Source organism: Limosilactobacillus difficilis, assembly GCF_947387495.1.
Taxonomy (GTDB): domain Bacteria; phylum Bacillota; class Bacilli; order Lactobacillales; family Lactobacillaceae; genus Limosilactobacillus; species Limosilactobacillus difficilis.
Genome location: NZ_CANDNU010000025.1, coordinates 1 through 26,979, shown reverse-complemented (window position 1 = coordinate 26,979; position 26,979 = coordinate 1). Strand labels below are relative to the sequence as shown.

Below are 26,979 nucleotides of genomic sequence, written 5' to 3'. Positions count from 1 at the left end.
GATACCTGATGTCACGCCGAATGGCGTTTTTTATTTGCCACCAACTGGGTGGCTAACTTCATTCTATAATCCACCAAAAATAATCAATTTATGAATGGAAAAATAATTTAAAATTAGAAAAGGCATCTGAAAGTTGCGTTTTACTTGTTAAATGAATGCGGTGTTTTGTCATTAATAAGTAATTATTAAATTATTTTGATGCTTTTTTTGGATGTATTGACTTTATATTGGTATTCAATATTTAATTTCTTTAATTTAGAGAGGTTACTTAATTATGAAACGAGATTATTTTATTGACGCTGCGATGGTGTCTGACGATGCAAAGAATATTCGTATAGCTTTATCTTACGGAAATGATAGCTATGGAGATTATGTTTTTACTTCACCGGCTGTCGATAGTGAAGGGAACCTTGCTGTTGATGATGAGGGCAAATATTTTTTTACTCATTTTTATCCTATTGATATCGAAACGTTTAATTTATTAATAAAAGCTATTGGTAGATATCCTGAAACAATGAGCAGGAATTGTGGCAATAAATTCCCAATTAATATGAATATTTTAAAAACAATGATCCAACGCTACGAAGCAGATAAAGACACACACCAACTGTTTCTGATTTGCCAGTCTGACCATATGGCTTTTTCTGCTGATTTAAACTCTTTTTTAGTAAATGATTTGAAACTGCAAGTATCCAAATCAAAGAAAGCCGCTAAAGTATCCAAATTAAAGAATGATCCTAAAGATTCTTCTATCTATGTTGGGAGTACAGAAGCCTATGATAAGTTAAACTCACTTATTGGACTCAAAACAGTTAAACAACAGGTTAAAAGCTTCATCAATACTGCTAACTATAGCAAAAAAAGGAAGCAGAATGGTTTTAAAGGAATTTCATATTCTTACCATTCACTTTTTGCTGGGAATCCTGGAACTGGCAAAACTACGGTAGCACGACTTGTTGGAAGAATAATGTATGAGCAAGGTATTCTTCCAGAAAATAAATTTAAAGAGGTCGATAGAGGGGGACTTGTTGCTGATTATGCAGGGCAGACTACTACTAAGACAATGAGTGTTTTGAAAGAGGCAACGGGTGGAGTTTTATTTATAGATGAAGCATATTCATTGATTAGTGGCAATGATGACCAATTTGGGCGAGAAGCACTTGATACAATTATGAAATATATGGAAGACCATCGAGATAATTTGATGGTAATCTTTGCCGGCTATACTAAGGACTTAGAGAAATTGATGCAGGCAAATGCGGGTATGAAGTCGCGAATTCCTAATGTCTTTACGTTTACGGACTATAGTCCTGAGGAAATTGTTCAAATTGGTAAATTGGAACTTAAGAATCAAGAATTTAGTTTTGAAAACAATGAAGTTGAACGGCTTTATGAGGATTCTATAAAGAATTTATATAAGCATGAAAGTGATGGCAGCAATGGTCGATGGATTCGTGATGAAAATCAAAAGCTGATTCAAACAATTAGTTCAACAGATAATCATTCTTTCAGTAAGATTAATGAAACGGATATAAAGACGGCGTTTTTGAGCACGAAACATAATGGTTCTTCTGTCTATGTAGGTAGTACAGAAGCCTATGAAAAGCTAAATTCACTCATTGGCCTCAAAACAGTTAAAATGCAGGTAAAAAATTTTATTAATACCGCTAATTATAGTAAGAAAAGGGAACAAAATGGTCTTAAGGGAATTTCGTATTCTTACCATTCACTTTTTGCTGGAAATCCTGGAACTGGTAAAACTACAGTTGCACGTCTTGTTGGAAGAATAATGTATGAACAAGCTATTCTTCCAGACAATAAATTTAAAGAAGTAGATAGGGGAGGACTGGTTGGACAATATATGGGACAAACCACCGCTAAAACAATGAATGTTTTGAAGGAAGCGACGGGTGGGGTCTTATTTATAGATGAAGCGTATTCGTTAATTAGTGGTGAAAATGACCAATATGGGCAAGAAGCATTGGACACGATCATGAAATATATGGAAGACCATCGGAATAATTTGATGGTAATTTTTGCAGGATATACCAAAGATCTTGAGAAATTGATGCAGGCAAATGCGGGTATGAAGTCGCGAATTCCTAATATCTTTACGTTTACGGACTATAGCCCTGAGGAAATTGTTCGAATTGGTAAGTTGGAACTCAAGAATCAAGAGTTAAACTTTGAAAACAATGAAACCGAAAGACTTTACGAGAATTCTATAAGAGATTTGTATATACATGAAAATGATGGCAGCAATGGTCGATGGATTCGTGATGAAAATCAAAAGTTGATTCAAACGATCAGCTCAACAGATAATCACTCTTTCAGCAAAATAAATGAAGTGGATATAAGTAAGGCTTTTAGCTAGCGAAAACATTTTTAGGCCATGCTAAAATAATTTTGGGGTAAAAGCAAATGAAGTGCAAAAATTGTGGTCACAACCTATTGAAAGGTGAAACTTTTTGTCCTAATTGTGGAGCCAAAGCATTTGATAATAACGAAGATATCAAGGCTAATATAAAGGACGCGTTAGGTGCAAACAAAATAGAAAATGATGATAACGTTTCACTGGATGATGGTGAGCCAAAAAGCCATCATTGGATGCGTAATATTATAATAGTTTTAGCCATTGTTTTAGTTGGCATACCTATTTATCATAATAGTTATATAGGCCAAAAAATTGCAGCTAGCAAAATTGTTAGGAAATCTATCCCAGCTCAATATGCATCGGTTCAAATGGATTCTGGCAATGGTTCGCTAATTATTAAATTAAATAGTGATGGGGATAAAGAAGCTGAAAGTGAATTGAATAAATTAATAAGTAATTATTCTGATGGGAATACAAGTCTAGAGAATGCAACAGGGACTATTGCAGATTCGGTTGCTAATAACCCAGTACTTTCAAAGCACTATAACACTGTGGCTTTAGAAGCTTCTGGAGGCAAAACGTTATATGTTTTTAAAAATAATCGATTAACATATAGCATTCAGAAAACAGATCAATTTCAGGAAGCACTTTTAAAACATGCAGGTGAAGAATTTCTCAAGGAATTGTTATCCTTATAATCTAAGAAAGGGAGAATGGTGTTGAAAAAATATTGTGTTAATTGTGGTGCGGAGTTAGATGAAGATGTAAAATTTTGTCCCAAATGTGGTGCAAAACAACCAGAAAACACTAAAAAAGGAGATGATACAAAAAAATCATCTGATTCAAAAGACATCGATGAGCTAAAAAACAATATTACATCATCAATTGGTAATGTTTCAGATAGTAATGCTGAGACATCGTTTGGTGATAACTCTGACAATAAGGAATCAGATAGGGGACCAGCTAATGGACAGGATATTAATATACATTCAAAAACTATTGATCTGCCTGACGAAAATAATTATGGTATTACTAGTGGGCCCTACAATGGGAGTGGTGCTCCGGGAATTTGGAACACTTATTCAAAAATTCGGGATAGAGATGTTTTTCATTTATCTCAGTGTATGGGGTTAGCAGATTATGTTTATTACACTATAGATCTTATTTTCACTATTTTTATTTGCAATAAAATTTCAAATATCATGGAAGATGAAATTTTAGATTTTATACTTGGAGTACTTGTTTTGATAACACTTGTTGAAATATTATGTATTTCAATTCAAAGAGTGCATGATACTGGTCACGAAGGTTGGAAGTTTATTTACATATTCTCTCCAACTGATTGGAGTTGCAAAGTATGGCCTCGATATGATTATTCTAAAATGAAATAAGCACTGTACCCTGTTTAGTTGACTTTCCCAAGCAGTCGGGAGAGTGTCAGATCATCTTTGTAACCAGATATATTGATTAAAATAGCTTTGCCTATGCCGACTAAATTAAACCGTAATCGCCATTGTTAAATCCTCCTAAATTGTGAATATCCATGTTTTAGCATGCTAATGCGGGGTATCGATTAAATCCGGCAGATGTTTTTATATGATGAGAGTGGTGGAATATTAATGATGAAAAAGAATTTTTGGTATCGGTGTGCTAATAAACTGCACGCTGCTTTTATGGCTTATCTCAGTATCTTTGCTGGGGAAGACCGCTTTATCCGGCATCCCAAAGAAAAGGGGGAGGCAGTGATTAAGGAACAGCAACGCTATGGTAATGATGACGGTTACAAAAAATAAGAAATATCCGGGAAAACCGGGTATTTTTTATTTTATTCATTCTAAATTGCGTTATAATAATTTTGTGTTCTTATATAAGCTTAGAATATTCTCAAATATTGAATATTCCAAATTGAACGGATAATAAAGCAATGGAGGAATCATCAAATGGCAAAGCTAGAAGTCAAAGACCTACACGTGGCGGTAACGGACGAGGAAAAACACCAGACCAAAGAGATTTTAAAAGGTGTTAATTTAACGATGCAAACTGGTGAAATCCACGCGATCATGGGGCCAAACGGAACTGGGAAATCCACTCTTTCCCAAACCATCATGGGCAATCCGAACTACCACATCACCCAGGGTGATATTTTGCTGAACGGGCAGAGTTTGAAGGGGATGCCGGTTGATGAACGTGCCCGTCGCGGTCTTTTTCTGGCGATGCAATATCCTTCCGAAATTCAGGGGGTAACCAATGCCGAATTTTTGCGGGCAGCGATCAATGCACGGCGGCCTAAGGATAACCAGATTTCGGTGATGGACTTCATCAAGGAATTAAACAAGAATCTGGAATTATTGGACATGAGTGATGAGATGACGGAACGCTACTTGAACGAAGGTTTCTCCGGTGGTGAAAAGAAACGTAACGAAATTCTGCAATTGCTGATGATCAAGCCATCCTTTGCTATTCTTGACGAAATTGACTCTGGATTGGACATCGATGCCTTAAAGGTTGTGGCTAAGGGGGTTAACTCCATGCGGGGTGATAGCTTTGGTTCCTTAATCATTACCCACTACCAACGTTTGCTGAATTACATTATTCCGGACACGGTTCACGTGATGATGGACGGGCGTCTGGTTGCGCAGGGTGGCCCAGAATTAGCTAAGAAACTGGAAAAGGAAGGCTACGCCGGCTTGCGTGATGAACTCGGCCTGAAAGTCAAGCTCACCGACGATGAGGACTAAGGGGGTTCACTATGACGGTAGAAATTGATAATCTCACGTCCCAGATTCAGATGGCCGCCGGAAAGGCGGGCGAGCCGACTTCGTTTACTCAGAAGCGGCTAAGCGCCTTAAAGTTAATGAATCAGTTGGCAATGCCACGAATGCAGGAATTTTCCTATAAGGGGTGGCCAATTATGCCGGCGGATGGACAGCTGAGCCTGAACTTTCCACAGGCGAGTGATCAAGTGGTTCAGGCTGCTCAAACCAACCAACCTGACAAACCGTATTTCTATGGTTTTGCCGGTACTCAGTTGGTTAGCACCAATCATGGTGATCAGCTGAAAAAAGCAGGCGTCTTTTGTGGCAGTTTAGCCCAGGCGGAAAAAGAACAAGCCGCAATCGTGGATAAGTACTTTATGTCGGTGGTTAAGCCTGATGAAGATCGACTGACAGCCTACCATGCGGCCTTCGTCAACGGGGGTGCGGTGGTTTACGTTCCCCGTGGAGTCGAAGTTAAGGAGCCGATTGAACTGCGGCTCGTTCAGGATAGTACTGCCGCTGACCAGCCGCTGGTCTTCCACCTATTGATCGTTGCCGCTCCAGGTGCCAGATTCAGCGTAATGCAACATTTGATGACGGTCGGTGATCAGGCCAATAGCGCTAATATCATCGTTGAAGTGGTTGCCCAGGAAGACAGTGAGGTCCACTTCTCAGCACTGGATGAAATGTCGGCTAAGACTACCGTTTACCATAGCCGGCGGGCTCACCTGGACGCTCATGCCAACGTTGAATGGGCGGTCGGCTTGATGAACGACGGCAACACACTGGGCGACTTGGATTCTGAGTTGCTCGGAGAAGGTGCCAAAGCCGATTCTAAGCTGATTGCCATCACTGCCAAACAGCAGCATGTCGGCATCAACAACCGGGTGACAAATCGCGGTTTGCATACCACCGGTTTGATTAATCAGCGAGGGGTTGTGCTGGACAGCTCTGAATTAATCTTCAACGGGATCGGCCAGATCGTTCACGGAGCGCACGGCTCCAATGCTGAACAGCAAAACCGGCTTCTTATGATGGGTAAAGAGGCCCGGGGGGATGCTAACCCGATTCTGCTAATTGATGAAAACGATGTCGACGCTGGGCATGCGGCCAGTGTCGGCCAAGTGGATGAAAATCAGATGTATTATCTCTTGAGTCGGGGGATTCCAGAACCGATTGCTCAGCGGATGGTAATTCGGGGCTTTCTGAGTGCTGTTTTGACGGTAATGCCAACCCAAGAACTAAAGGATAAGATGTTGGCCATTTTGGAAAGGAAGTTGGGCCATGAGTAAGTTTGATGATTTACGTGCTGATTTTCCGATCTTAGATCAGAAGGTAAACGGCGAACGGCTGGCCTACTTGGATAATGCTGCCACGGCTCAGCGTCCTCAACCGGTTTTAGATGAGTTGATCCGCTTTTACCAGAACGATAATGCTAACGTTCACCGGGGCGTTCACACCCTGGCTAATCGAGCTACCCGGGAATACGAAGCGGCCCGGCGCAAGGTTCAACACTTTATCAATGCTAAAGAAGCTGAAGAAGTTGTCTTCACTAAAGGAACGACGGATGGTTTAAACCTCATCTGCTCAACTTACGGTGAAGAACACATCCACGCCGGTGACGAAATTGTCGTTTCAATTGCCGAACATCACAGTAATCTGGTGCCCTGGCAGCAGCTGGCAATCAAGAAACATGCTGTTTTGAAATACATTGAGTTAACTGCTGACGGCGAACTGGATATGGAAGACGCTAAGAATAAGATCACTGATAAAACCAAAATCGTGTCGGTGACCCATGCTTCTAACGTCCTCGGCATTATTACGCCACTAAAGGAACTGGCTGCTTTGGCGCATGAACACGGGGCCATCTTTATCGGCGATGGGGCCCAGGCGGCGCCACACACAAAGGTCGACGTGCAGGACTTGGATGTCGATTTTTATGCCTTCTCAGGTCACAAGATGATGAGCCCGATGGGAATCGGTGTTCTCTATGGCAAACGCCAGCTCCTCGATGAAATGACGCCGTACCAGTATGGTGGTGAAATGATCAGCGACGTTACCCGCGAACGGACCATTTTTGCGGAGACGCCTTATAAGTTTGAGGCTGGAACGCAAAATGTTGCCGGGGCAATCGGTCTGGGTAAGGCAATTGACTACCTGGAAGGTCTTGGAATGGACCGGGTTCAGGAACATGAGCAAAAGCTGGTTGATTACGTTCTACCAAAATTGGAAGCAATTGATCACTTACAAGTGTATGGACCACAAGATCCAGCTAAGCACAGCGGAGTCATCGCCTTTAACCTGGAAGGCCTGCACCCGCACGATCTCGCAACAGCGCTCGACATGGATGGCGTCGCAGTCCGAGCCGGCCACCACTGTGCTGAACCATTGATGCAGGACCTGGGTGTGACGGCGACGGCACGGGCCAGCTTCTACCTGTACAACAACCGAGAAGACGCGGACCAATTAGTTGATGCGATCAAAGATGCAAAGGAGTTTTTCAAAATTGGCACTGTCAAAGCTAAATAATTTATACCGGGCAGTGATTTTGGATGCTGCCCAGAATCCCCACCACAAAGGGGAGATTAAAGGGGCAACCAACAAGATGACCCTCCATAACCCCACTTGTGGGGATACGGTCAACCTGCAGCTTAAAGTTGATTCCGGGGGGAAGATCGCTGACGTCGGTTTTACTGGCGATGGTTGTACAATTTCCCAGGCATCAGCCAGCATGATGTCTGATGCGGTGCTCGGCAAGAGCCGGGAAGAGGCACTGGAAATGGCCAAGATTTTTTCTGATGAGGCGATCGGCAAGAAGCATTCGGCCGACGAACTCGCCAAGTTAGGGGATGCCCAAGCCCTTACAAGTATCATGCAGTTTCCGGCGCGAATTAAATGTGCTACCCTTTCCTGGTGGGCGTTGACGCGGGCACTGGAAAAAGACGGCAGTGATGATTCAGCAAGCAGCCAGACAAAGGAGTAAACTCATGAGTGAAAAAGCGTCAGATATTGTTCAAGATAAGGACTACGAATACGGTTTTCATGATGATGTCAAGCCGGAGTATTCGACCGGTCGGGGTCTAACGGAAAAGACCGTCCGTGAAATTTCGGCCGCCAAGCACGAGCCGCAGTGGATGCTTGATTTTCGTCTGAAGTCATACCAGATTTATAAAAAGATGCCAATGCCAAAGTTTGGGCCGGATTTATCGGATCTCAACCTCAAGGACATGCTCTATTTTCAACGGATGACGGACAAGAAGTATCGTGATTGGAAGGATGTTCCAGAAGACTTAAAGAAGACCTTTGACCGGCTTGGGGTACCTCAGGCTGAGCGGAAATACCTGGCTGGTTCATCGGCTCAGTACGAGTCCGAAGTAGTTTACCATAATATGAAGCAGCAGTTTGATAAGCTCGGGATTATCTTTACCGACACCGACACGGCATTGAAAAAGTATCCGAAACTGTTCAAGAAATGGTTTGGCAAGCTGGTGCACCCAAACGACAACAAATTCGCTGCCTTAAACGGGGCGGTTTGGTCCGGTGGCTCATTTATCTACGTTCCTAAGGGTGTTAAATGCAAAACCCCAATTCAGTCTTACTTCCGTTTGAACGCGGAAAATTCTGGTCAGTTTGAACGAACCCTGATCATTGTTGACGAGGGCGCCAGCGTGGATTATGTCGAAGGTTGCACCGCCCCAAACTATTCCAGCGATTCACTGCACGCGGCTGTTGTGGAAGTCAACGTGGAAAAGAACGCCTACTGTCGTTACACGACGATTCAAAACTGGTCTGATAATGTCTACAGTCTGGAAACCAAACGGGCAGCAGCCCAGGAAAACGCCACGATGGAATGGGTCGACGGCAATCTCGGTTCCAAAGTGACGATGAAGTACCCAAGCGTCTACCTAGACGGGAAGAATGCCCGGGGGACGATGCTCTCGATTGCGGTTGCGTCGAACGGGATTCATCAAGATTCCGGTGCCCGGATGATTCACAACGCCCCGAACACTAGCAGCTCAATTGTTTCCAAGTCGATCGCCAAGAGTGGTGGCTCGACGGACTATCGTGGTCAGGTGCATTTTACCGAAAAAGCCGATGGTTCCAAGGCCCATGTCGAATGTGATACGATTATTATGGATGACAAGTCCAGTTCTGATACGATTCCGTACAACGAGGTGAATAACGCTAACGTTGCGATGGAACACGAAGCCCGGGTTTCCAAGATTTCGGAAGAAAAACTTTACTACCTGATGAGTCGGGGCATCTCAGAAGAAAAGGCCACTCAGATGATCGTGATGGGCTTCGTTGAACCGTTTACAAAGAAGTTACCGATGGAATACGCGGTTGAACTGAACCGTTTGATCAGCTTTGAAATGGAAGGATCAATCGGTTAAGGAGGCATATAATGGCAGAAGAAAAGAAGACAGACAATGCTAAGCACATTGACAACGCCAAGTTGGAAGACCAGGTTGAAGATGCCCTGGAACAGGTCATCGATCCGGAGCTGGGTATCGACTTGGTCAACCTTGGCTTAATTTACGGCATTGACGTCGAAGATGACGGGGTTTGTACGGTGACGATGACCCTGACGACGATGGGCTGCCCGATTGGTGATCTCCTGGACCAGGCCATCAAGCGGGCGGTCAAGAGTGTCGATGGGGTGACGGATTGCAAGATTAACCTTGTCTGGGAACCAGCCTGGAGCATCGACCGGATGTCCAAGTTTGCCAAGATCTCGCTCGGGATTCACATGTAAGAGGTGAGAGCGATGATCGACACCCAAAAGTTCGTCGACCGCCGCAAAGAACTCGGTCTGTCACAAGTCAAGCTGTGTCAAGGGATCTGCACCCAATCGACCCTGTCTAAATTGGAAAATAACGAGCAAATTCCTTCCGTGGGGATTCTTAGCCAGTTGTGTCAGCGGCTCGGACTCAGCATCGATAGCCTGGAGACGGGGCAAAAACATCCTGCGTCAGGCAATAAAAAAGACTTTGAAGAGGTTGTTTCTGACTTGGCAATTGAAAAATACCCAGCGGCTTTGCAATTGCTGCAGCAGATGCGGACGGACCAGTTAACTAATGACCAGTTGCGGGCTAATTATCATGGCCTGCGGGCTCTGGCTCTCGCCATGACCAATCAGCCATGGTCCGCCGTTGTCGTAGCTAGCGCTAAGGTGTTGGATGAATTTGACGAATCCCACCAAAACCTTAGTTCATTTCTCGCTTATCTTGCGCTGGGAATTTGTTTGTCGCGCCGAGGGGAGATTAAGGGGGCCTGTTTCTTTTACCAAAAGATTAGCGATCGGTTGAAGAAGCATCTAAATCATTCTTTGCGCAATCTTCCGCCGATGGATTACGGTTTGCTTCAATTGTTGACCTTGGAATTAGCGCAATTCGCTAACGTTCAGGGTCACTACCAGGAAAGTGATCAGTGGCTGAGCAAATTGTTAACCCTGTGTAGCGATAGAAATTCAACTGCTTGCATGCCACGGGCCAAGCTGTTGGCAGCTAAGAACGCGATCGCTGAAGGTCAGCGTTCTTGGCAGGTTCGGGAGCTACTTCAGGATGCGATTGCTTTTGCCCGCTTGAATCATAATTCGACCATCGAGGTGCAAGCAGCGGCGTTGATGAAGAATTCGGTTACCGGTAGTTCAGAGGAAAATAAGTCACAAAAAAATAAATAATAAGACTTAAAGACTGCCACAGCGGTTCTCGAGTGAGGATCGATGTGACAGTCTTTTATTGTAAAATTTCAAGCTGTTGATAAACTTCGATGGGGCTTTTGACGTCGAGAGGCTTTCTTGATTATTATGGTAGGCAGGAGTGATTAATGATGACATTTTATTCTGTGAGCTATTTAACCGCCCATCAACAAATGAATCAGTTGTTCAATTATCTTGCGATGGCGATTTTTGTATTATTGGTGATCATTACAAGCGTACTCTACTATCGCCATCGTTTGATAACCCGCTATCGTGACTTGGGAATTATTTTCTTCTTGCTATTATTATTAACGATCGGTATGCAAGTGACCAAGATCGAAAGGAATAATACCCAGCAGGCCCAGACAGCTGAAATGATTCCATTTATGAAATCAGTCGCACGAGATCACGGGGTTGCAACTGAGGACGTCAGTGTGAATTCTACGACATTAGATGACGGCATTATCGTGCGAATTAAGCGAGCCGATTATCGGGTTAACTTAAGCCCTAATCATGATAATTATACTTTGACTCGCGCACATGTAGTAAACCATCAGGTAAACTTATTGAAATAGGTGAGATGCAATGGGATTTTATACTTTAATCACAGTTAAATTTATTCTGGGGATGGCCTGCTTAATTTTGCAAATTAATATTTTGGGCAAAGGCAATTTAGCCCCGAAAAGTGCGATTGACCAGGTTCAAAATTACGTGCTTGGGGGAATCATCGGCGGTATTATTTACAATAGTGACATCTCAGTTCTTGAATTCATGATGGTTTTGCTTATTTGGACGTTAATTGTCTTTGTGCTCAAATTTGCTAAAGACAACAATCGCTGGATTAGACAAGTGATTGATGGGCAGCCACGTTTATTAATTCAAAATGGTCATTTACTTGTCAGCAATTGTATGCGAGCAGGTATCACTGCTAACGAGTTGATGTTTCGCCTTCGTAGTCATGGTATCTATGAGGTGCGGCAAGTTAAAAGTGGAATTTTAGAACAGAATGGCCAATTGGTAGTGATTGAAAATGATGAGGACAATGTCCGTTTCCCCCTAATCAATGATGGGCAACTGAATACGGACGTGTTAGACCTGATTCACCACGATAAGAATTGGGTGCTGGAGCAAATTCATCAAGCAGGTTACCAAGACATCACTGACATTTATCTTGGGGAATATGTCCAGGGGCGTTTAAGGTTGACGCCGTACCCGCAAATTTAACGTAAAAAGGCAACCAGTGCCGCAGAGCTGCTGGTTGCCTTAATAGTTTTAAGAGTAGAAAAGCTTTTAGAGGTCGTTGACCACCACGTAAGTCATATCCAAGGGACCGTGGACCCCTACGACCAATACCATTTCGATATCACCAGAGTTGGAAGGACCGGTGATAAAGTTAATGTTTGACGTCTTCAAACGGCCCGCCTTAATGTCGGCGTCGTAATGATCCATGGCCTGGGTGGAGCGGGCGACGATGCGACTTTTAGGGATAATACTGAGGTAGTGCTGAGGCAGAAAGTTGAAAGCCCGTCCTTGACCGGGACGAGTAGCGACAGTGATTGTCCCGGATTCAGCAAGCAGATAGTCAGCAAAACCGATCGCAACATCGGCTTTTTCAGCCCGGTCAAGGTTCTCAGCCCGGGTAGCATCAGGTTGCCAGAGCATGGCTGATGACTGGTGATCATTGAACCAATTAGCAAGCGCAAAATGTTGCCACTGGTCGGTTGTCGGTAGCAGCAGATTTTGAGTGTGTTTAGCATCAAGGTACTGGTTTAAAACGTCAGCCAAGCCATCTTTAGTCGTTGTCCGGAAATCGACGTGGACAGCGGTACTGTTTTTTTCGGCAATGTCTAACAGTTCATCCTGGCTATGACCAGCCAGAGTGGTGTGGGGCAGGTCATTAATCGGCTTAAAAGGATGGTCCTTTAGTTGATGACGGGGTCGACCTGACTTTTGTGCTAGGTGGTTGAGGAAGGCTTCGCGATTGGCTTTTCCCATTTGTAATTTTTCCATCTTAAATGTCCTCCTTATTTAAGTGGCTGGGGATGTGCAACGGCTTTGACAGGGGTGTGTTTGCCAAACCAACTGCGGAAGTTCTGATGTTTCTTGGAGACATTTGGCAAGTCCCGAAGATCGGTCCAGCCGAGCATCAGTTTTGGCAGTGGTGGGTTGACTTTGCCAACGCGTCCCTGTTGATAAAGGAAACCGGAAACAGTGTTTGCTGGCTTCTTGGTCGTCAGCACATTGAGGCCGACATGACCAAAGCGCAGTACTGACTTGAAGAGGAACGGTGAACCGGTACCCACGCCGATGATCTTCATGATTTGATTGGTGAAGGTGTGGTCGGTATGGATCTTGTCCATCATAATCCGCCGGTGTTCGATCAAGAGATGGTGAAGCGGAATCTTAACTGGGCAGGTTTCGGTACATGCGGCGCAGAGACTGGAAGCAAATGGCAGGTCGCCGAACTTTTCATAGCCGTCCAAGATAGGAGATAAGACAGCGCCGATTGGACCAGGATAAATCGAGCCATAGCCGTGACCACCAATGTGCCGGTAAATTGGGCAGACGTTGAGGCAGGCACCGCAACGGATACATTGCAGAACAGGTTCAAAGACGGTTCCTAAGGCCTTGGAACGGCCGTTATCAACGATTACGACGTAGAAATCGTCCGGTCCATCACTTTCGCCATCTTGCTTCTTCCCGCAGAAAGTGCAATAAGAGGTGAGCTTTTGGCCCACCGCGGAACGCGAAAGCATATTGTCGAGCGTTTCGGCTTCTTTTAGTGATGGGACGATTCGTTCCATCCCCATCACGACCACTTGGGTCTTTGGGATAGCCATACATAAGTCGGCGTTCCCTTCGTTGGTGACGAGGTTGATCATGCCGTTATCGGCAATGGCAAAGTTGCAACCAGTAATACCCAGGTCGGCATGAATGAACTTGTTACGCAGGTATTTGCGAGCAAATTTAGCCATCGTGCTTGGATCGTTGTCCCCCTTGTAACCAAGCTTTTGGAAGATCTTTTGGATCTGGGTCCGGTTCTTGTGGAGCGTTGGAAAGACAATGTGGGTGGGTTCGTCCCAGTCGTCTTCTTGCAAAATGAATTCGGCTAGGTCGGTTTCCATTAATGAAACACCAGGAATGCTCAATAATTGCTTATTCAGGCCAATTTCAGCCGTCACCATCGACTTGGATTTAACAATATTTTTAGCCTTCTTTTCAACGGCCACTTGGCGGATGAAAGCAGCAGCTTCTTTGTCATCCTTGGCAAAGAAAACATGGCCGCCTTGCTTCTCCACATTATCAGCAAATTCTTCCAGGTAGTCGGGCAGGTAGCGGACGGTTTCTTTACGGATCTGTTCACCGAGTTCCCGCCACTGTTGCCAGTGGCCAAGCTGTGCTCGCGCATCTTCTCGTTTGATCAGCTGGGCATCTTGGGCCTTTGCGACAGAGCCCTGCATAAATTTATCTTTTTTAGCTTCCTCGACCCGTTCAAGGAAGGGCTTTTCGGTAGTTTGTAGTCCCATTCTGATTCCTCCCTTAAATAGCAGCTTTGTCAACATCCTTCACGAACTTGATCCGCGAAGGGTCAACGTTGTGATTTAAAACATTAGCCAGATGCATAACGTTCATCTTAATTCCTCGCCGGTTCATCCGACCGCCGATATTCATTAAGCAGGCTGGGTCACAGCTGATCAGAGTCTGTGCCCCGGTGCTGACGATGCTGTCGACTTTTTCGTCGACCATTGGCTGCGATAGTGTCGGTTCCTTGGCCGAGAACATCCCACCAAAACCGCAGCACTTTTCAACGTGCGGCAATGGCTTTAGGTCAAGTCCTTTGACATGTTTGAGCAGGATGTATGGTGTTTCCGCTTCACCGAGCAGTCGGGTCATATGGCAGGAGCGGTGGTAAGTGGCCACTGTGTCCAGCTGGGCCCCAGCATCGACAACCCCAAGGACCCGGTAAAGGAATTGCGAAAATTCATATGACTTCGCCGCTAATTCCTTTGCCTTTTCCGCATATTCGGGATCATCTTTTAACATAAATTGGTATTCATGAAGCATGGCGACGCAAGATCCTGCCGGACCCACAATATAATCAGAACCGTTCGCTAATAGGGTGTCGATTTCGTTGTGGATGGTTTTGATGGATTCTTTTTCATAGCCACTGTTGTAGGTTGGCTGTCCACAACAGATTTGATTTGTGGGCACGTCACAATCACAGCCAAAGCGTTCCAGCACTTCGACCATGTCCTCAGCAACCTGTGGGAAGAAAAGATCAACGACGCATGTATCGAAGATTGTAACTTTCACTTTATTTGCCCCTCCTTAACAGTCGATAAAGTAATTACAGTATTAGAATAGCATGAAATAGATGGGTAGACAACCATATTCCAATTATTCTTAGAATTATTATAAAGTTGAATATCAAAGGGGTATTTGCAGGCAAGTGCGGCTATATCAATATCTTCCTGGCAAGCAAGTTGCTGATTTTTAGCCTTTTCTTGATTCAATTATCTAAAAAACAGAATTGGGCAAATTTGTTATCATTTGATTAAGCAGTGACTTGTGCAGCATTAATAATCTCTTGATGAATTGCTTTCTTCATAAAGATTGTGCTGCTTGGTGTCAACGGGAGCGCAATTTTGTAGGATATTTCAATTTTACTGGTGATCGATCGTGCTTCTCCTTTGTTATCGGCTGGGAGAAGGTGACTGCCCCTGAGAAAGCAGACTAGGTATGTTACAATATGTTGAAAATGCATAATGGAGTGAACAAATTGAAATTACCAGCAGCTTTTATGGAAAAGTATCGTCATTTGATGGGGACGACAGAAGCTGATGAATTGTTCAAAGCTATGGCAGGTCAGGCGGTTAATGGCTGGCGGGCTAACCCTTTGAAGCCAGGTTTACCGGCAATAGCGGCTAGCAGTCAACCAGTTTTAGGCATCGCCAACGCCTACTATGGAAAAGTCGATGGCCGTTTATTAGATCACGTTACTGGATGGGTATATAGTCAAGAGCCATCGGCGATGAATGTGGCCCGCGTTTTTGGGGCACGACCTGGTGAAAGGGTGCTGGACTTGTGTGCTGCACCGGGTGGCAAATCAACCCAAATTGTTGCGATGATGGCTAATCAGGGCCTGCTGGTGGCTAACGAAATTTTTACCAAGCGGGCTAAAATCTTGGCGGCAAATTTGGAGCGCTGGGGTGCTAGAAATACCATCGTTAGTAATGAGTCGCCGGACCAATTAGAAAAGTTCTTTCCCGCCTTTTTTGACCGAATTTTGGTAGACGCTCCTTGTTCAGGAGAGGGGATGTTTCGCAAGGAGCCAGCTGGGATTGAATACTGGAATCCCGATTATCCTGCCGAGTGTGCCAACCGACAACGTAAAATTCTCGCTTCGGCAATGAAAATGCTGAAACCGGGCGGTGTCTTAGTATATTCGACGTGCACCTTTGCCCCTGAGGAGGATGAACAAAACGCAGCCTGGCTGTTGCGACAATATCAGGACTTGCGGATGGAAACAGTCGTTAAGGGGCCGGGAATGGATGATGGCCGTCCAGAGTGGGCAGATGGCAATCTAGAATTGAAAAAGGCAATTCGTCTTTTTCCCCATCATTATCGTGGTGAAGGCCACTTTATCGCCCGTTTTCGTTTAACGGCGTTGCCACACGCAGAAAGTTCCGAAATGAAAAAAATCCCCAAACGTCGCCATAAGCGGCAACAAAGCCGGAATGTACTCAGCACCGAAGAACGCCGTTATTTTGCTGACTGGCGCAAGCGGGTTTTGCCGGATTATCAGACGAACCGGCTCGTCAAAATGGGGGCGCAACTCTACGATCTTCCCTTTGGGATAACTTCGGTGGACCATTTGAAGGTCTTGCGGCCAGGATTGCATCTCGGGACACTGAAGAAGCGACGCTTTGAACCTTCACTTGCCCTGGCGTTGGCAACTACTCCTGATTCGGTTCAACGTCAAATTACACTGACATTGGATCAGTGGCACCGATATGTCCATGGTGAGACCCTCCAGATCCATAATGCACCGGCTGGTGATGGCTGGTACCTTTTAACCTGTCAAAAACACAGTTGTGGCTTTGGTAAACTAGTTGGGACCACTTTAAAGAATTTTTATCCAAAAGGACTGCGATACTAATAAAAACTGCTGGGCAAGCTCAAACTTGCTCAGCAGTTTTTTGATAGATCTTTATTAGATGATTTGTCGTTGTTGGGCATAGGCCAACAAGTCGGCACTAAGAGTAAACTGGCACGTTCTTAGCTCCTGGAAATTATGACAGCCGCAGAGTGTAATCAGGCGTTCTACTGCCACGGTCCAGTCAGCAATGGTTTTCTCGAGAGCGGGACGCCCGTGTTGGATGTATTGGTGTAAGAAGTGACCAGCCACCCCGACCGCGTCCGCCCCGAGAACCCCAGCTTTGACAACATCCAGGGGAGAACAGATCCCGCCTGAAGCGATAATTGCTGTTGACGGATGCCGGCTGGCTCGGGCTTCCAATAGCGATTGGGGGGTTGTTAGTCCCCAGTTTGTTAAGCTGGAGAGGTCAGTGTGATAATTACGGGCGTTTTCAATGGCGGCAAAATTAGTACCACCCCGGCCGCTGACGTTAATGACAGTGACACCGGCACTTTGCAATTGAGATATGTCATTTTTATTCATACCAAAGCCGACTTCCTTAACGATCACGGGGAAGCGTGCGGCTAATTGGTCAATATTGGCGACCCAGTTAAACTGACGGCCGCCTTCGGGCATGACCAATTCTTGGGCAGCGTTTAGATGGATTTCCAGAGCCTGCGCGTGGACCAGCTGCATTGCTTTAGCTGCCTGGTCGATGCTGGCCTTGGCGCTGAGGTTGGCCAAGACGATGCCATCAGGATTTTGTTTTCGGATCACCTGAAATGATGACTGGCTGGCTGGATCCTTAAAGATGATACTCATCGAACCCGTTGCCATTGCGAGCTGATATTTGTGCGCCACTGCCGCCAAATCTGCATTAATTTGACCAGCCCGTTTGCTGCCCCCTGTCATGGCTTCAAGATAAAAAGGGCGTTCCAATTGTAGTTCATCTGTAATGGTGGTCTGCAGACTTGTTTGGTCTACTGCCGTTTCTGGTAAAGCCGTGGGGATGATTTGAACCTGGTTAAAAGGATTTGTTTGATGCGTTTGCGGGTAAAGTTTCTCCGCTAAAGCAAGGTGTTCGTTTTTTCGGATTGCGTCCGGACTTTCCACAGCTCTTTGCTCCCTTCCTCGTTAGGATTTCATGTTGAAATGGTAGCGATAAATTTGGGGGATGAAGTGGACGGAAAGGGGTAAGGGTTCGATGCGATTCTTAACCCATTCGTCAATGACTGCTTCTCGATCTGCCTCCTTGTCGATAATGACAATTCCGCAGTCGCCGCCACCAGCCCCCGACGTTTTAGCCGCACCGCCGAAATGTTCGGCAATTCGGCAAAGTTTTTGCAAGGCGGGGGTTTCAATATTGACTCCCGAATGCTGGCCTAACTTTTGCAATAAGTGGCGATTGACCCGAATTTGTTCTTGAATCAAGGAAAAGTCGCCGTTTCGAAAGCCATGAATCATCTTGGCGAGGCATTCTCGACTGGCATCAAGGAAATGATGGTAAGCATGCTGTTCTTTGGCTTTGAAAAGGGAAATCTTGTCTACCAGCCGGGAAGTAGAAGCTGGTTTGCCGGTCCAGCCGATCAGCAGTTGCAAATTGCTGGGGGCTTGCAGGGGCTCCACTTTCAGATCTGGCCAGGGGAGGTTTAACAAATCTGGCAGACTTAGGAAATGGCGTTGTTCCGCGAGCCACTGCCGGTCAAAGGAATGGTAGGCGATCCAACCACCATAAACGGAAGCGGCCACATCACCCAGCGAACCATTGCCTTGGATGGCAAAGTGGGCGATCGCCGCTAATTTAAAGAGAATCTCTTTGCTGACGGGAAGCTGGTAAAACTGGCAGAGGGCTTTAACTGTAGCGACGGTGACAGCCGCGGAAGACCCTAAGCCATATTTACGGCCATTATCACTGTCCAATTCGCTGTCGATCATGATGTCATAGATTGACAGTTCACGGCCACACGAACGAGCGTATTCCTCAGTGACTTTAATAGCAGAAAGAATGTAGGAAAAAGGATTGTCGCGTTTGTCGACAATCATTTGGTCACCCTGACGGCGCCACTGCAGGTCATTATTGCGGTACTGGTGACTAATAATGTTGCCAGTTTCATGACTGCTGGCTTTGATTTGACAAGTGACAAACTGGTCGAGGGCCACTAAAATTGCGGGATTTCCGTTTTCGACGACGGCGTATTCGCCCGCAATGTAAAGTTTTCCTGGTGCTTTAGCAGTAATCAAAATTTGATGCCCCTATTTATTCATTTTTTAAAATCGTTGCGCCCGGACCGGCTTGAGCAAGCACTAACTGCTTGGCAGCAAAGTGTTTGCTCAGTTCAGTCAACAGGGCCTGCCGGTTGCGCCGGTCATAAATGACCTTGACGTTGGGACCAGCGTCCATCGTATAATAACAGCTCAATCCAGTATCGCGCAAATGATCAATCAAGTCCATTGTCGCTAAGGTATCAGCATTAAAGTAAGTAAAGCCCGGATCGGCTGCCAAATTTAAGGCGTGCATTCGCAAGGCATTTTCCTGGGCAATGTGACCGATGCGGTCGATGTCACGAGCTGCGATTGCATTTTTAATGTTCTTAATATCATTTTTGACAACGTTGCGCCAGGAAGGGTAGAAAGGCGAAGTTGCCACTACTTCTTGCATTCCGATGCGGCTGGAAAGCTTTTTTTGGTGAGTATCCAGCAAAATCGCAATCATTTCCAAACCGAAGTCGACCTTTTCCATGATCGGTTCGGCATAGGAGGTTTGGTCGTCATGCCCGCGGTGCCACTGGACAAGTCCACCGTAAATCGAACGAGTTGCCGAACCGGACCCCCGACGTGCAAGGCGGCTCAGGTCGCGACGCGATAGGTTCAAACCCGCAGCTCGGCTGGCCGCTAGGGCAAGAGCTGCAAAAGCTGAAGCACTGGAAGCCAGTCCGGCAGCAGTCGGCACGTGGTTAATTGATTGAACACGGGCGGCCTGGCTTATGCCGGCTTGACGCCGCACGATGTTGAGGAAGGCAGTCAAACGCCGGGCTGTTTTACTGCTGACGGGCGTGTTATTGATGCTAAATTGATCATGATCATAAGATGGACTGAAATTAACGCTTGTATCAGTATAGAAAGGATCCAGGGTTAAGGAAAGACTGTCCGTTTGCGGTAAGATTAACTGCTGGTCTCTTTTTCCCCAGTACTTAATCAGTGCAATATTTGTGTGCGCCCTAGCAGTAACGATCATGGTTGATTTTTCCCCTTTATTATAAACAAAGTCTAGATATTTAACGGTTGCAGCCAGGTTCTTTTGGCACCATTTTGTTCTAGAACCTGGGCGAGTTGACGCGCCTGAGTATTGTTGGCGGCAATGGCAAACATGCAGCCGCCCCGACCGCCACCGGTTAACTTGGCTCCGAGTGCCCCGTGATTGCGGGCTACTTCGATTAAGTGGTCCAATGCGGCGTCACTGACGCCTAACGCCTGCAAATCTTCTTGTGACTGGTTGAGGACTTGGCCTAATGCAGCCGGCCGGTCTAAGCGAAGGATGGATTGGGCTTGTTTGGTCAGCTGACCAAGATGGTGAATGTGACGGTTCGTTGCTGTGTGATCGTGATGAAGGCGGGAACGGACTTCTAAGATGGCGTCCTTGGTAGCACCGACTTTACCGGTGTCAGCGACCACCATTGTTGCTGTCAGGTTCATCCGGAAGGTCGTACCGGCTTGACCTTTGAGAAACCATACTGGTTGTTTGGCGCTACAAGTTGCGGCATCGAGGCCACTAGGGCTTCGGTGAGTAATCTGCTCTTCAATGTCCGCCAATTTCAGTAAGAGATCGCGATCCAGTCGCTGCTCGTAAAGACTAAAGAAGGCGCGAACAATTCCAATGGCGGTGGCAGCGGAGGACCCCATTCCTCGTTCAGCTGGCAGTTGGCTGTCAATCGTCATTTCCCAAGAATCGTGTTGCCCAGCGAAACGATCCATCAGCGCGGTAGTTAATTTTTGGACGCCGGCCATTTTGGCGGGCAATTGGTCAAGAGGCCCCTTAAAGTAGCGGCTGTTGATCAAATGCTGGTTGGCACTATCCAAGCGTCGGAGCTGGACATGTAATTGCACGTTGGGCAGGGGCAAAGCGATTGCCGGTTGACCGTAGACCACGCTGTGCTCACCAATCAAAATGATTTTGGCATGACTGTTACCGATCCCAATTGCTCTCAAATCTTCGTCCCTGCTTTCCAAACAATTTCTTTTCCATAATTTTACTATAAAAGCGAGTCCATAAACGAAAGTAGTTTACCACTTTTACAATAGTAATAGTATCATTAATAAGGAATAAGTTTTAAAGTGACGGTGAAATAGATGCGAAAAAAGAAATTTAAGGGTCCAATTTATGCCGTGGTCGACCTAGAAACCACGGGTACGAACTTCAATAATGGGGACCGCATCATCCAAATCGGGGCGGTCCTGGTCCAGGATGGTCAAGTCATTAATCGCTTTTCAACGAAGGTCAACCCTTGCCAGGCGATTCCGCATTCCATTGAGCAGTTAACCGGAATTAGTAACCAGGCGGTTAAAGACGCGCCACTATTTGAAGACGTTGCCGGAACTATTTTTAGCCTCCTCAGCGGAACGATTTTTGTGGCGCATAACGTCAACTTTGATTTTCCTTTTCTGAATCACCAATTGGAGCAAGCGGGGTATCCGGAACTTAGCATTTCGGCCATCGATACGGTAACTCTCAGTCAAATTCTATACCCGACTGCCAAGAGTTTTCGTTTGCGGGATTTGACCACTTATTTGGGAATCGAACACGATCAGCCGCATACTGCCTCGTCGGACGCCGACGCAACGGCGCAATTGCTAATTGACCTTTTGAAACGTCTGCAATCCTTGCCGACGTTGACTTTGCGGCAGCTGGTCAAGATGAAACTGGCTTTGCCAAGGCAAACAGCCGACGTTTTTGCGACCGAACTGGGCCGTCGACAGAATGCGCCGGTAAGACTAGCTGAGCAATACTACGTCAGTCATGGGCTGGTTCTCCACAAGCGACGGACGATGGGGCAGGTGGCTGGACGGGTTGATTATCACTATCCGATGACCAAGAAGGCGAAGGAAAAGCTCTTTGGTCGGACGTTAAACTATCGGCCAGTCCAATCGCGAATGATGAACGCTATTTATAACCACTACCAACGCGATTCGGAAAAGTATCTGGTAGTTGAAGCGGCAACAGGAACGGGGAAAACTCTCGGCTACTTGCTCCCGTTAATCTACCACGCTTATCCGGATCGGCGCGTTGTTATCAGCACGGCTACCAACCTTCTGCAACAACAGATCGCTCAAAAGACTATCCAACAGCTGAACCAGATTCTGCCTTTTGAGATCAGCTCGGTGGTTATCAAGGGCAGCAATCATTATATTGACCTGGCTAAGTTTGCCCACTCTTTAGCGATCCGTGATGATTCCAAGCTGGTGCAGTTATTAAAGGCCCGGCTGCTGGTTTGGCTGATCGATACGACGAGTGGTGATCTTGACGAACTTAACTTGACCAGTCAGAAGTCGCCTTACTTTACCGAGATTCGCCATCATGGTGTTCGTTCGCTGGATCCAGCTAATGCTTTCTATAATGACGACTTCTTAGTCGGGTTAATGAACCGGCAAAAATACGCTAACGTGGTGATTACTAATCACTCCTACTTGGCCGATCACGCAGCAGATTTAGGGGATGTCAATGGTCATCCCTACTTAGTGATCGATGAGGCCCAGCATTTGAGTGATACTTTGATCAAGCGTTCTCGCAAGACGATTTCTTTTCAGGGAATTATGACGGCTGTTCACGTTTTGCAGGGAGCTGTCGGGAACGGGAACGAACGGACCCTTACCGAAGCCTTTGAGGATTTGCCGATCGGTGAATACAACGTGGAGCTGCTGCAGAATGACCTGCACGATGTCGAAGAAGCTGTGACTAATTTTCAGCAAGCGCTTTACCGGCAATTCATGATGAAGGTTGATTCTGCCAGTGCTGACAGGATTATTGAAGAGCAAGTCGATAACGATCAGCTGGCGAACATGTTAGCTGTAACGAACCCCCTAATGATGCATTTGGAGCAGTCACTGGCTAGTGTGCGCCTTCATTTTCGGGAGCTGGAGCACCTCTTTATCAGCCGCCAGGGCAGCTGGTTGCCAAGTGACCGTTACCTGATGACGCAGTTTCACAGTCACCTGCAGTGTCTAACGGATGTCGACCAGGTCCTTCATGACTTTAACTTAACGCTGAAGCAGCGCAGCGAAACGGCCGCCTTCTGGCTCACGATTCAGCAGTCGCACGAACGCAGTACGATGAAACTGAGCGGGGGACTGCTGGAGAGCAACCATTTTCTCAGCGAACAGGTTTACCCTTACTTCACCAAGCCCTTGTTCGTAGGGGCCACTCTGCTTACTTCTTCGCGCTCAGCCTATATTTACCGGCAGCTGGACCTTACCCGTGATGAGACAAGGGTGAAACGCTTCCGCTCACCGTATGACTTTGCCCACAATACCAAGTTGCTGATTGCTAGTGACGCCCCGACCCCAACCAGCCATAACAATAGCGACTATATCCACTATCTCAGCCAGACGATTCACGATCTGGCGGATGAGACCCAGTGTCAAACGATGATTCTCTTTAACTCTTTGCTGACGATTGAGCAGGTTTATAGTCAGTTGCGGGGGACTGACTTGTTCAACCAACGCGATATCTTGGCCCAGGGGGTGACCGGTAACCGCGATAAGTTGCTAAAACAATTTACCAGTGGCAGTCGGTCAGTATTGTTAGGCGCTGCTAGTTTTTGGGAGGGAATCGATCTTCCAGACAAGCAACTCCAACTACTAGTGATTACGCGCTTGCCATTTGATTCACCTAACGAATTGTTGAACCGAGCGCAATACCAGCTGATGCAAAAGAGCGGCAAGAATCCGTTCTATCAGTTACAACTACCCAAGGCAACCTTGAAATTGCGACAGGGGATTGGCCGGCTTTTGCGTGATGAGACTGACTACGGAATTGCAGTTTGCTTGGATCCACGCTTGCAGAATCGTCGTTACGGTCAAACGATGCAGCGAGCTCTTCCCAAAGAGATGCCAAAAAAGGTGGCTTCAACTGCTGAAATCAGCCGAGAAGCAAAAAAATTTTTAAAACTCCATCATCCTTCGGCAAAAAACAAGTAGGTTTGCTATAATAGAACAGACATTCCAATATTAAGAAAGGATGGCTCATATGCAAAGTCGTCGTGAGGTTCAGCGTGCCCAAAGTCGGGGTTCATCACGACGGATAATTCGCAATCTTTTGCTGATTATTCTGTTAGTCTTTCTTTTGGCTTGGAGTATCTATGCCTTTGGCAACCACCCACGACGAGCGGCTGACAGGCAGGCACTGCAAATTGCTCGAAAGTACGCGAACCTCAAAAACCAAAGTGCGTTTTATATCTGCAACCGGGAGAAAACTTACTACACGGTTGCTGGTAAGAACCAGTCGAATCAGAACATTTTGGTGATTATCCCCCAAAAGGGCGGTTCGGTTCGCGTGGTTAAGCAGGCAAACGGGATTACCAAGAACCAGGCTTTATCGCGGGTATGGAGTCGTGAGAAGCCAAAAAAGATCCTAAAGGTTGCCCCAGGGATTTTCAACAACAAAACCGTTTGGGAGGTCACCTACCTTAACCGCCATGGGAAACTGTGCTATGACTTGCTAAACTTTAAGTCCGGGCACTTAGTTCAACAGATCAATAATTTGTAAAGCATTTAGGGGAGGAATTTATTTTGGAAACCATTGATATTATTGACGCGCCGAAATATGTCGGCCAAACCGTCCGCATTGCTTGCTGGTTGACCGACAAGCGTTCCAGCGGGAAGATCGCTTTCCTGCAATTGCGTGATGGGACGGCTTTCTTTCAGGGAATCCTGTTAAAGAAGACGTCCAAAGAATTGTTCGAACTGGCGCGTCATGATCTGCGTCAAGAAAGTAGTATGTATGTCACCGGTGAAATTGCTGAAGACAAGCGTTCCCACTTTGGCTACGAAATCCACATCAGCAACATCGAGAAAATCGGCGATAGTGAAGACTACCCAATCACGCCAAAGGACCACGGGATTGAATTCTTAATGGACCATCGGCACCTTTGGTTGCGGTCGACCCGGCCAGCTGCTTTAATGCGGATTCGGGATCGAACCAAACGGGCCACCTATGAATTCTTCGGTCAGCATGGCTTTACCCAGTTTGATGCGCCGTTGCTTACGGCTAACGCTCCAGAAGGAACGACGGATTTGTTCCACACGGAATACTTTGATACTGATGCCTATCTTTCCCAAAGTGGCCAGCTCTACGAAGAAGCTGGTGCGATGGCTTTGAAACGAGTTTACTCCTTCGGTCCGGTTTTCCGGGCTGAAAAGTCGAAGACCCGTCGGCACTTAACGGAATTCTGGATGATTGAACCGGAAATGGCCTTCATGCACCAGGAAGAAAGCCTGAAGATTCAAGAAGAATACGTGGCCTACCTGGTCAAGTGTCTGATGGAAGACTGCCCGCGTGAACTGAAGACGGTTGGACGGGATCCAGAGAGTCTGAAACCATTTACCGAAACGCCATATCCGCGGATTTCATATGACAAGGCGATCGAAATGCTCCAAGACGGTGGCCTAGACGTTAAGTGGGGCGACGACTTCGGTTCACCGGAAGAAACCTACTTGGCTGACCAATTTAAGAAACCGGTCTTTGTCCTGAACTACCCGAAATTGATCAAGCCATTCTACATGCTGACTGACCCAGAAGACGATCGCAAGTATGTTTGTGCCGACCTTCTAGCTCCAGAAGGCTATGGGGAAATCATTGGTGGTTCTGAGCGTGAGACCGATTATGATACTTTGCTACAAGCGGTTAAGGATGCCAACTTGGATCCGGAAACCTACCAGTGGTATTTAGACTTGCGGAAGTACGGAACGGTTCCGCACTCCGGCTTTGGAATGGGCTTTGAACGTTTCCTGTGCTGGATTTGCCTGCAAGATCACTTGCGTGAAACGATTCCGTTCCCGCGGATGATCAACCGTTTGAAGCCGTAATTTTTAATTGACAGAATAAGTTCGCAGGGACTGTGGTAGTTATATCGCGGTCCCTCGTTTTATTTGGAGAAGAGGTGGGATCGATTGGGTGAAGACGATTTTATTAATCAATACATTACAGCTGGCGAAACAAACGTCAGCAACCTCCTGCTTCATCATTACCATGAATTTGGAATGACGACCGCTCAGCTGGTGATTTACCTTGAACTGAAATCGGCGCTTGATCGGGGAGTATCGATGCCCGATGTTCACGAGGTAGCTACGTGGTTAGAAACCAGCGATGATCAAGTTTACAGCCAGATTCAAAAGATGATGGCAAATGGTCTGCTACGGCAGGGAATTCGTCATGACGGGGCTGGCAAAGAGGAAGTTTATTATGATTTTTCGCCTTTGCTGGAACGGATGAAGACAGTTAGGCTTGGCAACAATGATGAAGATCTAACTCAAGCAACCGCTAAGGAAGAAACGGCCCATTCCCAGCCGACCCGGCAGGATGTCTATAACCAAATTCAGCAGGAATTCGGGCGAATGCTCTCGCCATTTCAAATGGATCAGGTGGCCGAATGGTTAGATCGTGACCATTATTCTCCTGAGATGATCCTGCTGGCCCTCAAGGAAGCGGTAATGAACGGGACTTTTAAGTTTAGCTATATGGATCGAATCCTGCTTAACTGGTACCAAAACAACATTAAGACCCCAGCAGAAGTTAATGCTGAAAAAGCCAAATTCCTCAAGAAGCGAGCGGATCAGCAGCAGAATAACGAAGTTAAACCTAGCCAAGAGCACATTCCGATTTTTAAGCTTGGCCAGCGGACAGACAAAACTAAAGATCATCAAAAAAGCAAATAAAAAAGGGGTCTCTGTCAATTGGTGTTGGTGGAGACGTATAATCATCCTCAAAATTTGAGGGTGATTTTTTTTAAAGCAAACA

Annotated in this window: 25 protein-coding genes; 18 read left to right on the top strand and 7 right to left on the bottom strand. The window is 46.2% G+C overall.

Translation table 11 applies throughout. From position 1 onward, the window contains the following. Nucleotides 1-274: 274 nt before the first annotated feature. The 13 genes from QOR82_RS05915 (at nucleotide 275) to QOR82_RS05855 (ending at nucleotide 12,055) form a co-directional block, all read left to right on the top strand. Nucleotides 275-2,374 (top strand): AAA family ATPase, encoded by a 2,100-nt coding sequence (locus tag QOR82_RS05915; protein ID WP_283583852.1) that lies wholly within the window; start codon nucleotides 275-277, stop codon nucleotides 2,372-2,374. Between the two features lie 47 nt (nucleotides 2,375-2,421). Then, the gene (locus QOR82_RS05910) at nucleotides 2,422-3,072 is read left to right on the top strand and encodes a zinc-ribbon domain-containing protein (RefSeq protein ID WP_283583851.1); all 651 of its coding nucleotides are present in this window, start codon (nucleotides 2,422-2,424) and stop codon (nucleotides 3,070-3,072) included. Between the two features lie 15 nt (nucleotides 3,073-3,087). Next, the gene (locus QOR82_RS05905; protein ID WP_283583850.1) at nucleotides 3,088-3,765 is read left to right on the top strand and encodes a zinc-ribbon domain-containing protein; all 678 of its coding nucleotides are present in this window, start codon (nucleotides 3,088-3,090) and stop codon (nucleotides 3,763-3,765) included. Nucleotides 3,766-3,993: 228 nt separating this feature from the next. Continuing rightward, nucleotides 3,994-4,167, top strand: coding sequence for a hypothetical protein (locus tag QOR82_RS05900; RefSeq protein ID WP_283583849.1), 174 nt, complete (start codon nucleotides 3,994-3,996; stop codon nucleotides 4,165-4,167). A 147-nt stretch (nucleotides 4,168-4,314) separates the two neighbouring features. After that, entirely contained in the window at nucleotides 4,315-5,112 is a 798-nt protein-coding gene (gene sufC, locus QOR82_RS05895; protein WP_283583848.1) for a Fe-S cluster assembly ATPase SufC, read from the top strand. 11 nt (nucleotides 5,113-5,123) lie between these two features. Next, entirely contained in the window at nucleotides 5,124-6,422 is a 1,299-nt protein-coding gene (sufD, locus tag QOR82_RS05890) for a Fe-S cluster assembly protein SufD (protein ID WP_283583847.1), read from the top strand. After that, nucleotides 6,415-7,659, top strand: a complete 1,245-nt coding sequence (locus QOR82_RS05885; RefSeq protein WP_283583846.1) for an aminotransferase class V-fold PLP-dependent enzyme — start codon at nucleotides 6,415-6,417, stop codon at nucleotides 7,657-7,659. Before sufD ends, QOR82_RS05885 begins: the two co-directional genes overlap by 8 nt. Then, nucleotides 7,637-8,113 (top strand): Fe-S cluster assembly sulfur transfer protein SufU, encoded by a 477-nt coding sequence (gene sufU / locus QOR82_RS05880; protein ID WP_283583845.1) that lies wholly within the window; start codon nucleotides 7,637-7,639, stop codon nucleotides 8,111-8,113. The genes QOR82_RS05885 and sufU overlap by 23 nt, the downstream gene beginning before the upstream one ends. 4 nt (nucleotides 8,114-8,117) lie before the next feature. After that, nucleotides 8,118-9,524, top strand: coding sequence for a Fe-S cluster assembly protein SufB (gene sufB / locus QOR82_RS05875; RefSeq protein ID WP_283583844.1), 1,407 nt, complete (start codon nucleotides 8,118-8,120; stop codon nucleotides 9,522-9,524). A gap of 11 nt (nucleotides 9,525-9,535) precedes the next feature. Beyond that, nucleotides 9,536-9,886 (top strand): metal-sulfur cluster assembly factor, encoded by a 351-nt coding sequence (locus tag QOR82_RS05870; protein ID WP_283583843.1) that lies wholly within the window; start codon nucleotides 9,536-9,538, stop codon nucleotides 9,884-9,886. A 12-nt stretch (nucleotides 9,887-9,898) separates the two neighbouring features. After that, on the top strand, nucleotides 9,899-10,813 hold the full coding sequence (locus tag QOR82_RS05865) for a helix-turn-helix domain-containing protein (RefSeq protein ID WP_283583842.1): 915 nt from the start codon (nucleotides 9,899-9,901) through the stop codon (nucleotides 10,811-10,813). A 149-nt stretch (nucleotides 10,814-10,962) separates the two neighbouring features. Next, nucleotides 10,963-11,406: a DUF3290 domain-containing protein gene (locus QOR82_RS05860; protein ID WP_326521488.1), complete on the top strand. Its 444-nt coding sequence runs from the start codon at nucleotides 10,963-10,965 to the stop codon at nucleotides 11,404-11,406. Nucleotides 11,407-11,416: 10 nt separating this feature from the next. Next, nucleotides 11,417-12,055 (top strand): DUF421 domain-containing protein, encoded by a 639-nt coding sequence (locus QOR82_RS05855; RefSeq protein WP_283583840.1) that lies wholly within the window; start codon nucleotides 11,417-11,419, stop codon nucleotides 12,053-12,055. Nucleotides 12,056-12,121: 66 nt separating this feature from the next. Here QOR82_RS05855 and QOR82_RS05850 read toward each other — a convergent pair whose 3' ends face one another. From QOR82_RS05850 to QOR82_RS05840, 3 genes are read right to left on the bottom strand one after another with little or no spacing between them, the layout of a single operon-like run. After that, a complete protein-coding gene (locus QOR82_RS05850; protein WP_283583856.1) occupies nucleotides 12,122-12,826 on the bottom strand; it encodes a LutC/YkgG family protein in 705 nt (234 codons plus the stop codon). Nucleotides 12,827-12,855: 29 nt separating this feature from the next. Beyond that, a complete protein-coding gene (locus tag QOR82_RS05845; RefSeq protein ID WP_283583839.1) occupies nucleotides 12,856-14,358 on the bottom strand; it encodes a LutB/LldF family L-lactate oxidation iron-sulfur protein in 1,503 nt (500 codons plus the stop codon). Nucleotides 14,359-14,371: 13 nt separating this feature from the next. Further along, the gene (locus tag QOR82_RS05840) at nucleotides 14,372-15,145 is read right to left on the bottom strand and encodes a (Fe-S)-binding protein (protein ID WP_283583838.1); all 774 of its coding nucleotides are present in this window, start codon (nucleotides 15,143-15,145) and stop codon (nucleotides 14,372-14,374) included. Between the two features lie 466 nt (nucleotides 15,146-15,611). On the opposite strand from QOR82_RS05840, the gene QOR82_RS05835 reads away from it, so the two are divergent. Then, nucleotides 15,612-16,991, top strand: a complete 1,380-nt coding sequence (locus tag QOR82_RS05835; RefSeq protein WP_283583837.1) for an RsmF rRNA methyltransferase first C-terminal domain-containing protein — start codon at nucleotides 15,612-15,614, stop codon at nucleotides 16,989-16,991. A 54-nt stretch (nucleotides 16,992-17,045) separates the two neighbouring features. On the opposite strand, the gene fni is transcribed toward QOR82_RS05835, so the two are convergent. The 4 genes from fni to mvk are packed head-to-tail and all read right to left on the bottom strand — an operon-like array spanning nucleotide 17,046 to nucleotide 21,176. Then, on the bottom strand, nucleotides 17,046-18,083 hold the full coding sequence (gene fni / locus QOR82_RS05830) for a type 2 isopentenyl-diphosphate Delta-isomerase (protein WP_283583836.1): 1,038 nt from the start codon (nucleotides 18,081-18,083) through the stop codon (nucleotides 17,046-17,048). Between the two features lie 21 nt (nucleotides 18,084-18,104). Beyond that, nucleotides 18,105-19,211: a phosphomevalonate kinase gene (locus QOR82_RS05825; protein ID WP_283583835.1), complete on the bottom strand. Its 1,107-nt coding sequence runs from the start codon at nucleotides 19,209-19,211 to the stop codon at nucleotides 18,105-18,107. 16 nt (nucleotides 19,212-19,227) lie between these two features. Further along, nucleotides 19,228-20,202 (bottom strand): diphosphomevalonate decarboxylase, encoded by a 975-nt coding sequence (gene mvaD, locus QOR82_RS05820; RefSeq protein ID WP_283583855.1) that lies wholly within the window; start codon nucleotides 20,200-20,202, stop codon nucleotides 19,228-19,230. A 35-nt stretch (nucleotides 20,203-20,237) separates the two neighbouring features. Then, nucleotides 20,238-21,176 carry a mevalonate kinase gene (mvk, locus tag QOR82_RS05815; protein WP_283583854.1) on the bottom strand — a complete coding sequence of 313 codons (939 nt, stop codon included), beginning with the start codon at nucleotides 21,174-21,176 and terminating at the stop codon, nucleotides 20,238-20,240. Nucleotides 21,177-21,317: 141 nt separating this feature from the next. Between mvk and QOR82_RS05810 the strand changes: the two genes are divergently transcribed. The 4 genes from QOR82_RS05810 (at nucleotide 21,318) to QOR82_RS05795 (ending at nucleotide 26,897) form a co-directional block, all read left to right on the top strand. Continuing rightward, entirely contained in the window at nucleotides 21,318-24,161 is a 2,844-nt protein-coding gene (locus tag QOR82_RS05810) for a helicase C-terminal domain-containing protein (RefSeq protein WP_283583834.1), read from the top strand. A gap of 49 nt (nucleotides 24,162-24,210) precedes the next feature. Beyond that, complete coding sequence (locus tag QOR82_RS05805) at nucleotides 24,211-24,729, top strand: cell wall elongation regulator TseB-like domain-containing protein (protein ID WP_283583833.1); 519 nt, start codon at nucleotides 24,211-24,213, stop codon at nucleotides 24,727-24,729. Between the two features lie 20 nt (nucleotides 24,730-24,749). Continuing rightward, nucleotides 24,750-26,048, top strand: coding sequence for an asparagine--tRNA ligase (gene asnS / locus QOR82_RS05800; protein WP_283583853.1), 1,299 nt, complete (start codon nucleotides 24,750-24,752; stop codon nucleotides 26,046-26,048). Between the two features lie 84 nt (nucleotides 26,049-26,132). Further along, nucleotides 26,133-26,897 (top strand): DnaD domain-containing protein, encoded by a 765-nt coding sequence (locus QOR82_RS05795; RefSeq protein WP_283583832.1) that lies wholly within the window; start codon nucleotides 26,133-26,135, stop codon nucleotides 26,895-26,897. Nucleotides 26,898-26,979: the final 82 nt, after the last annotated feature.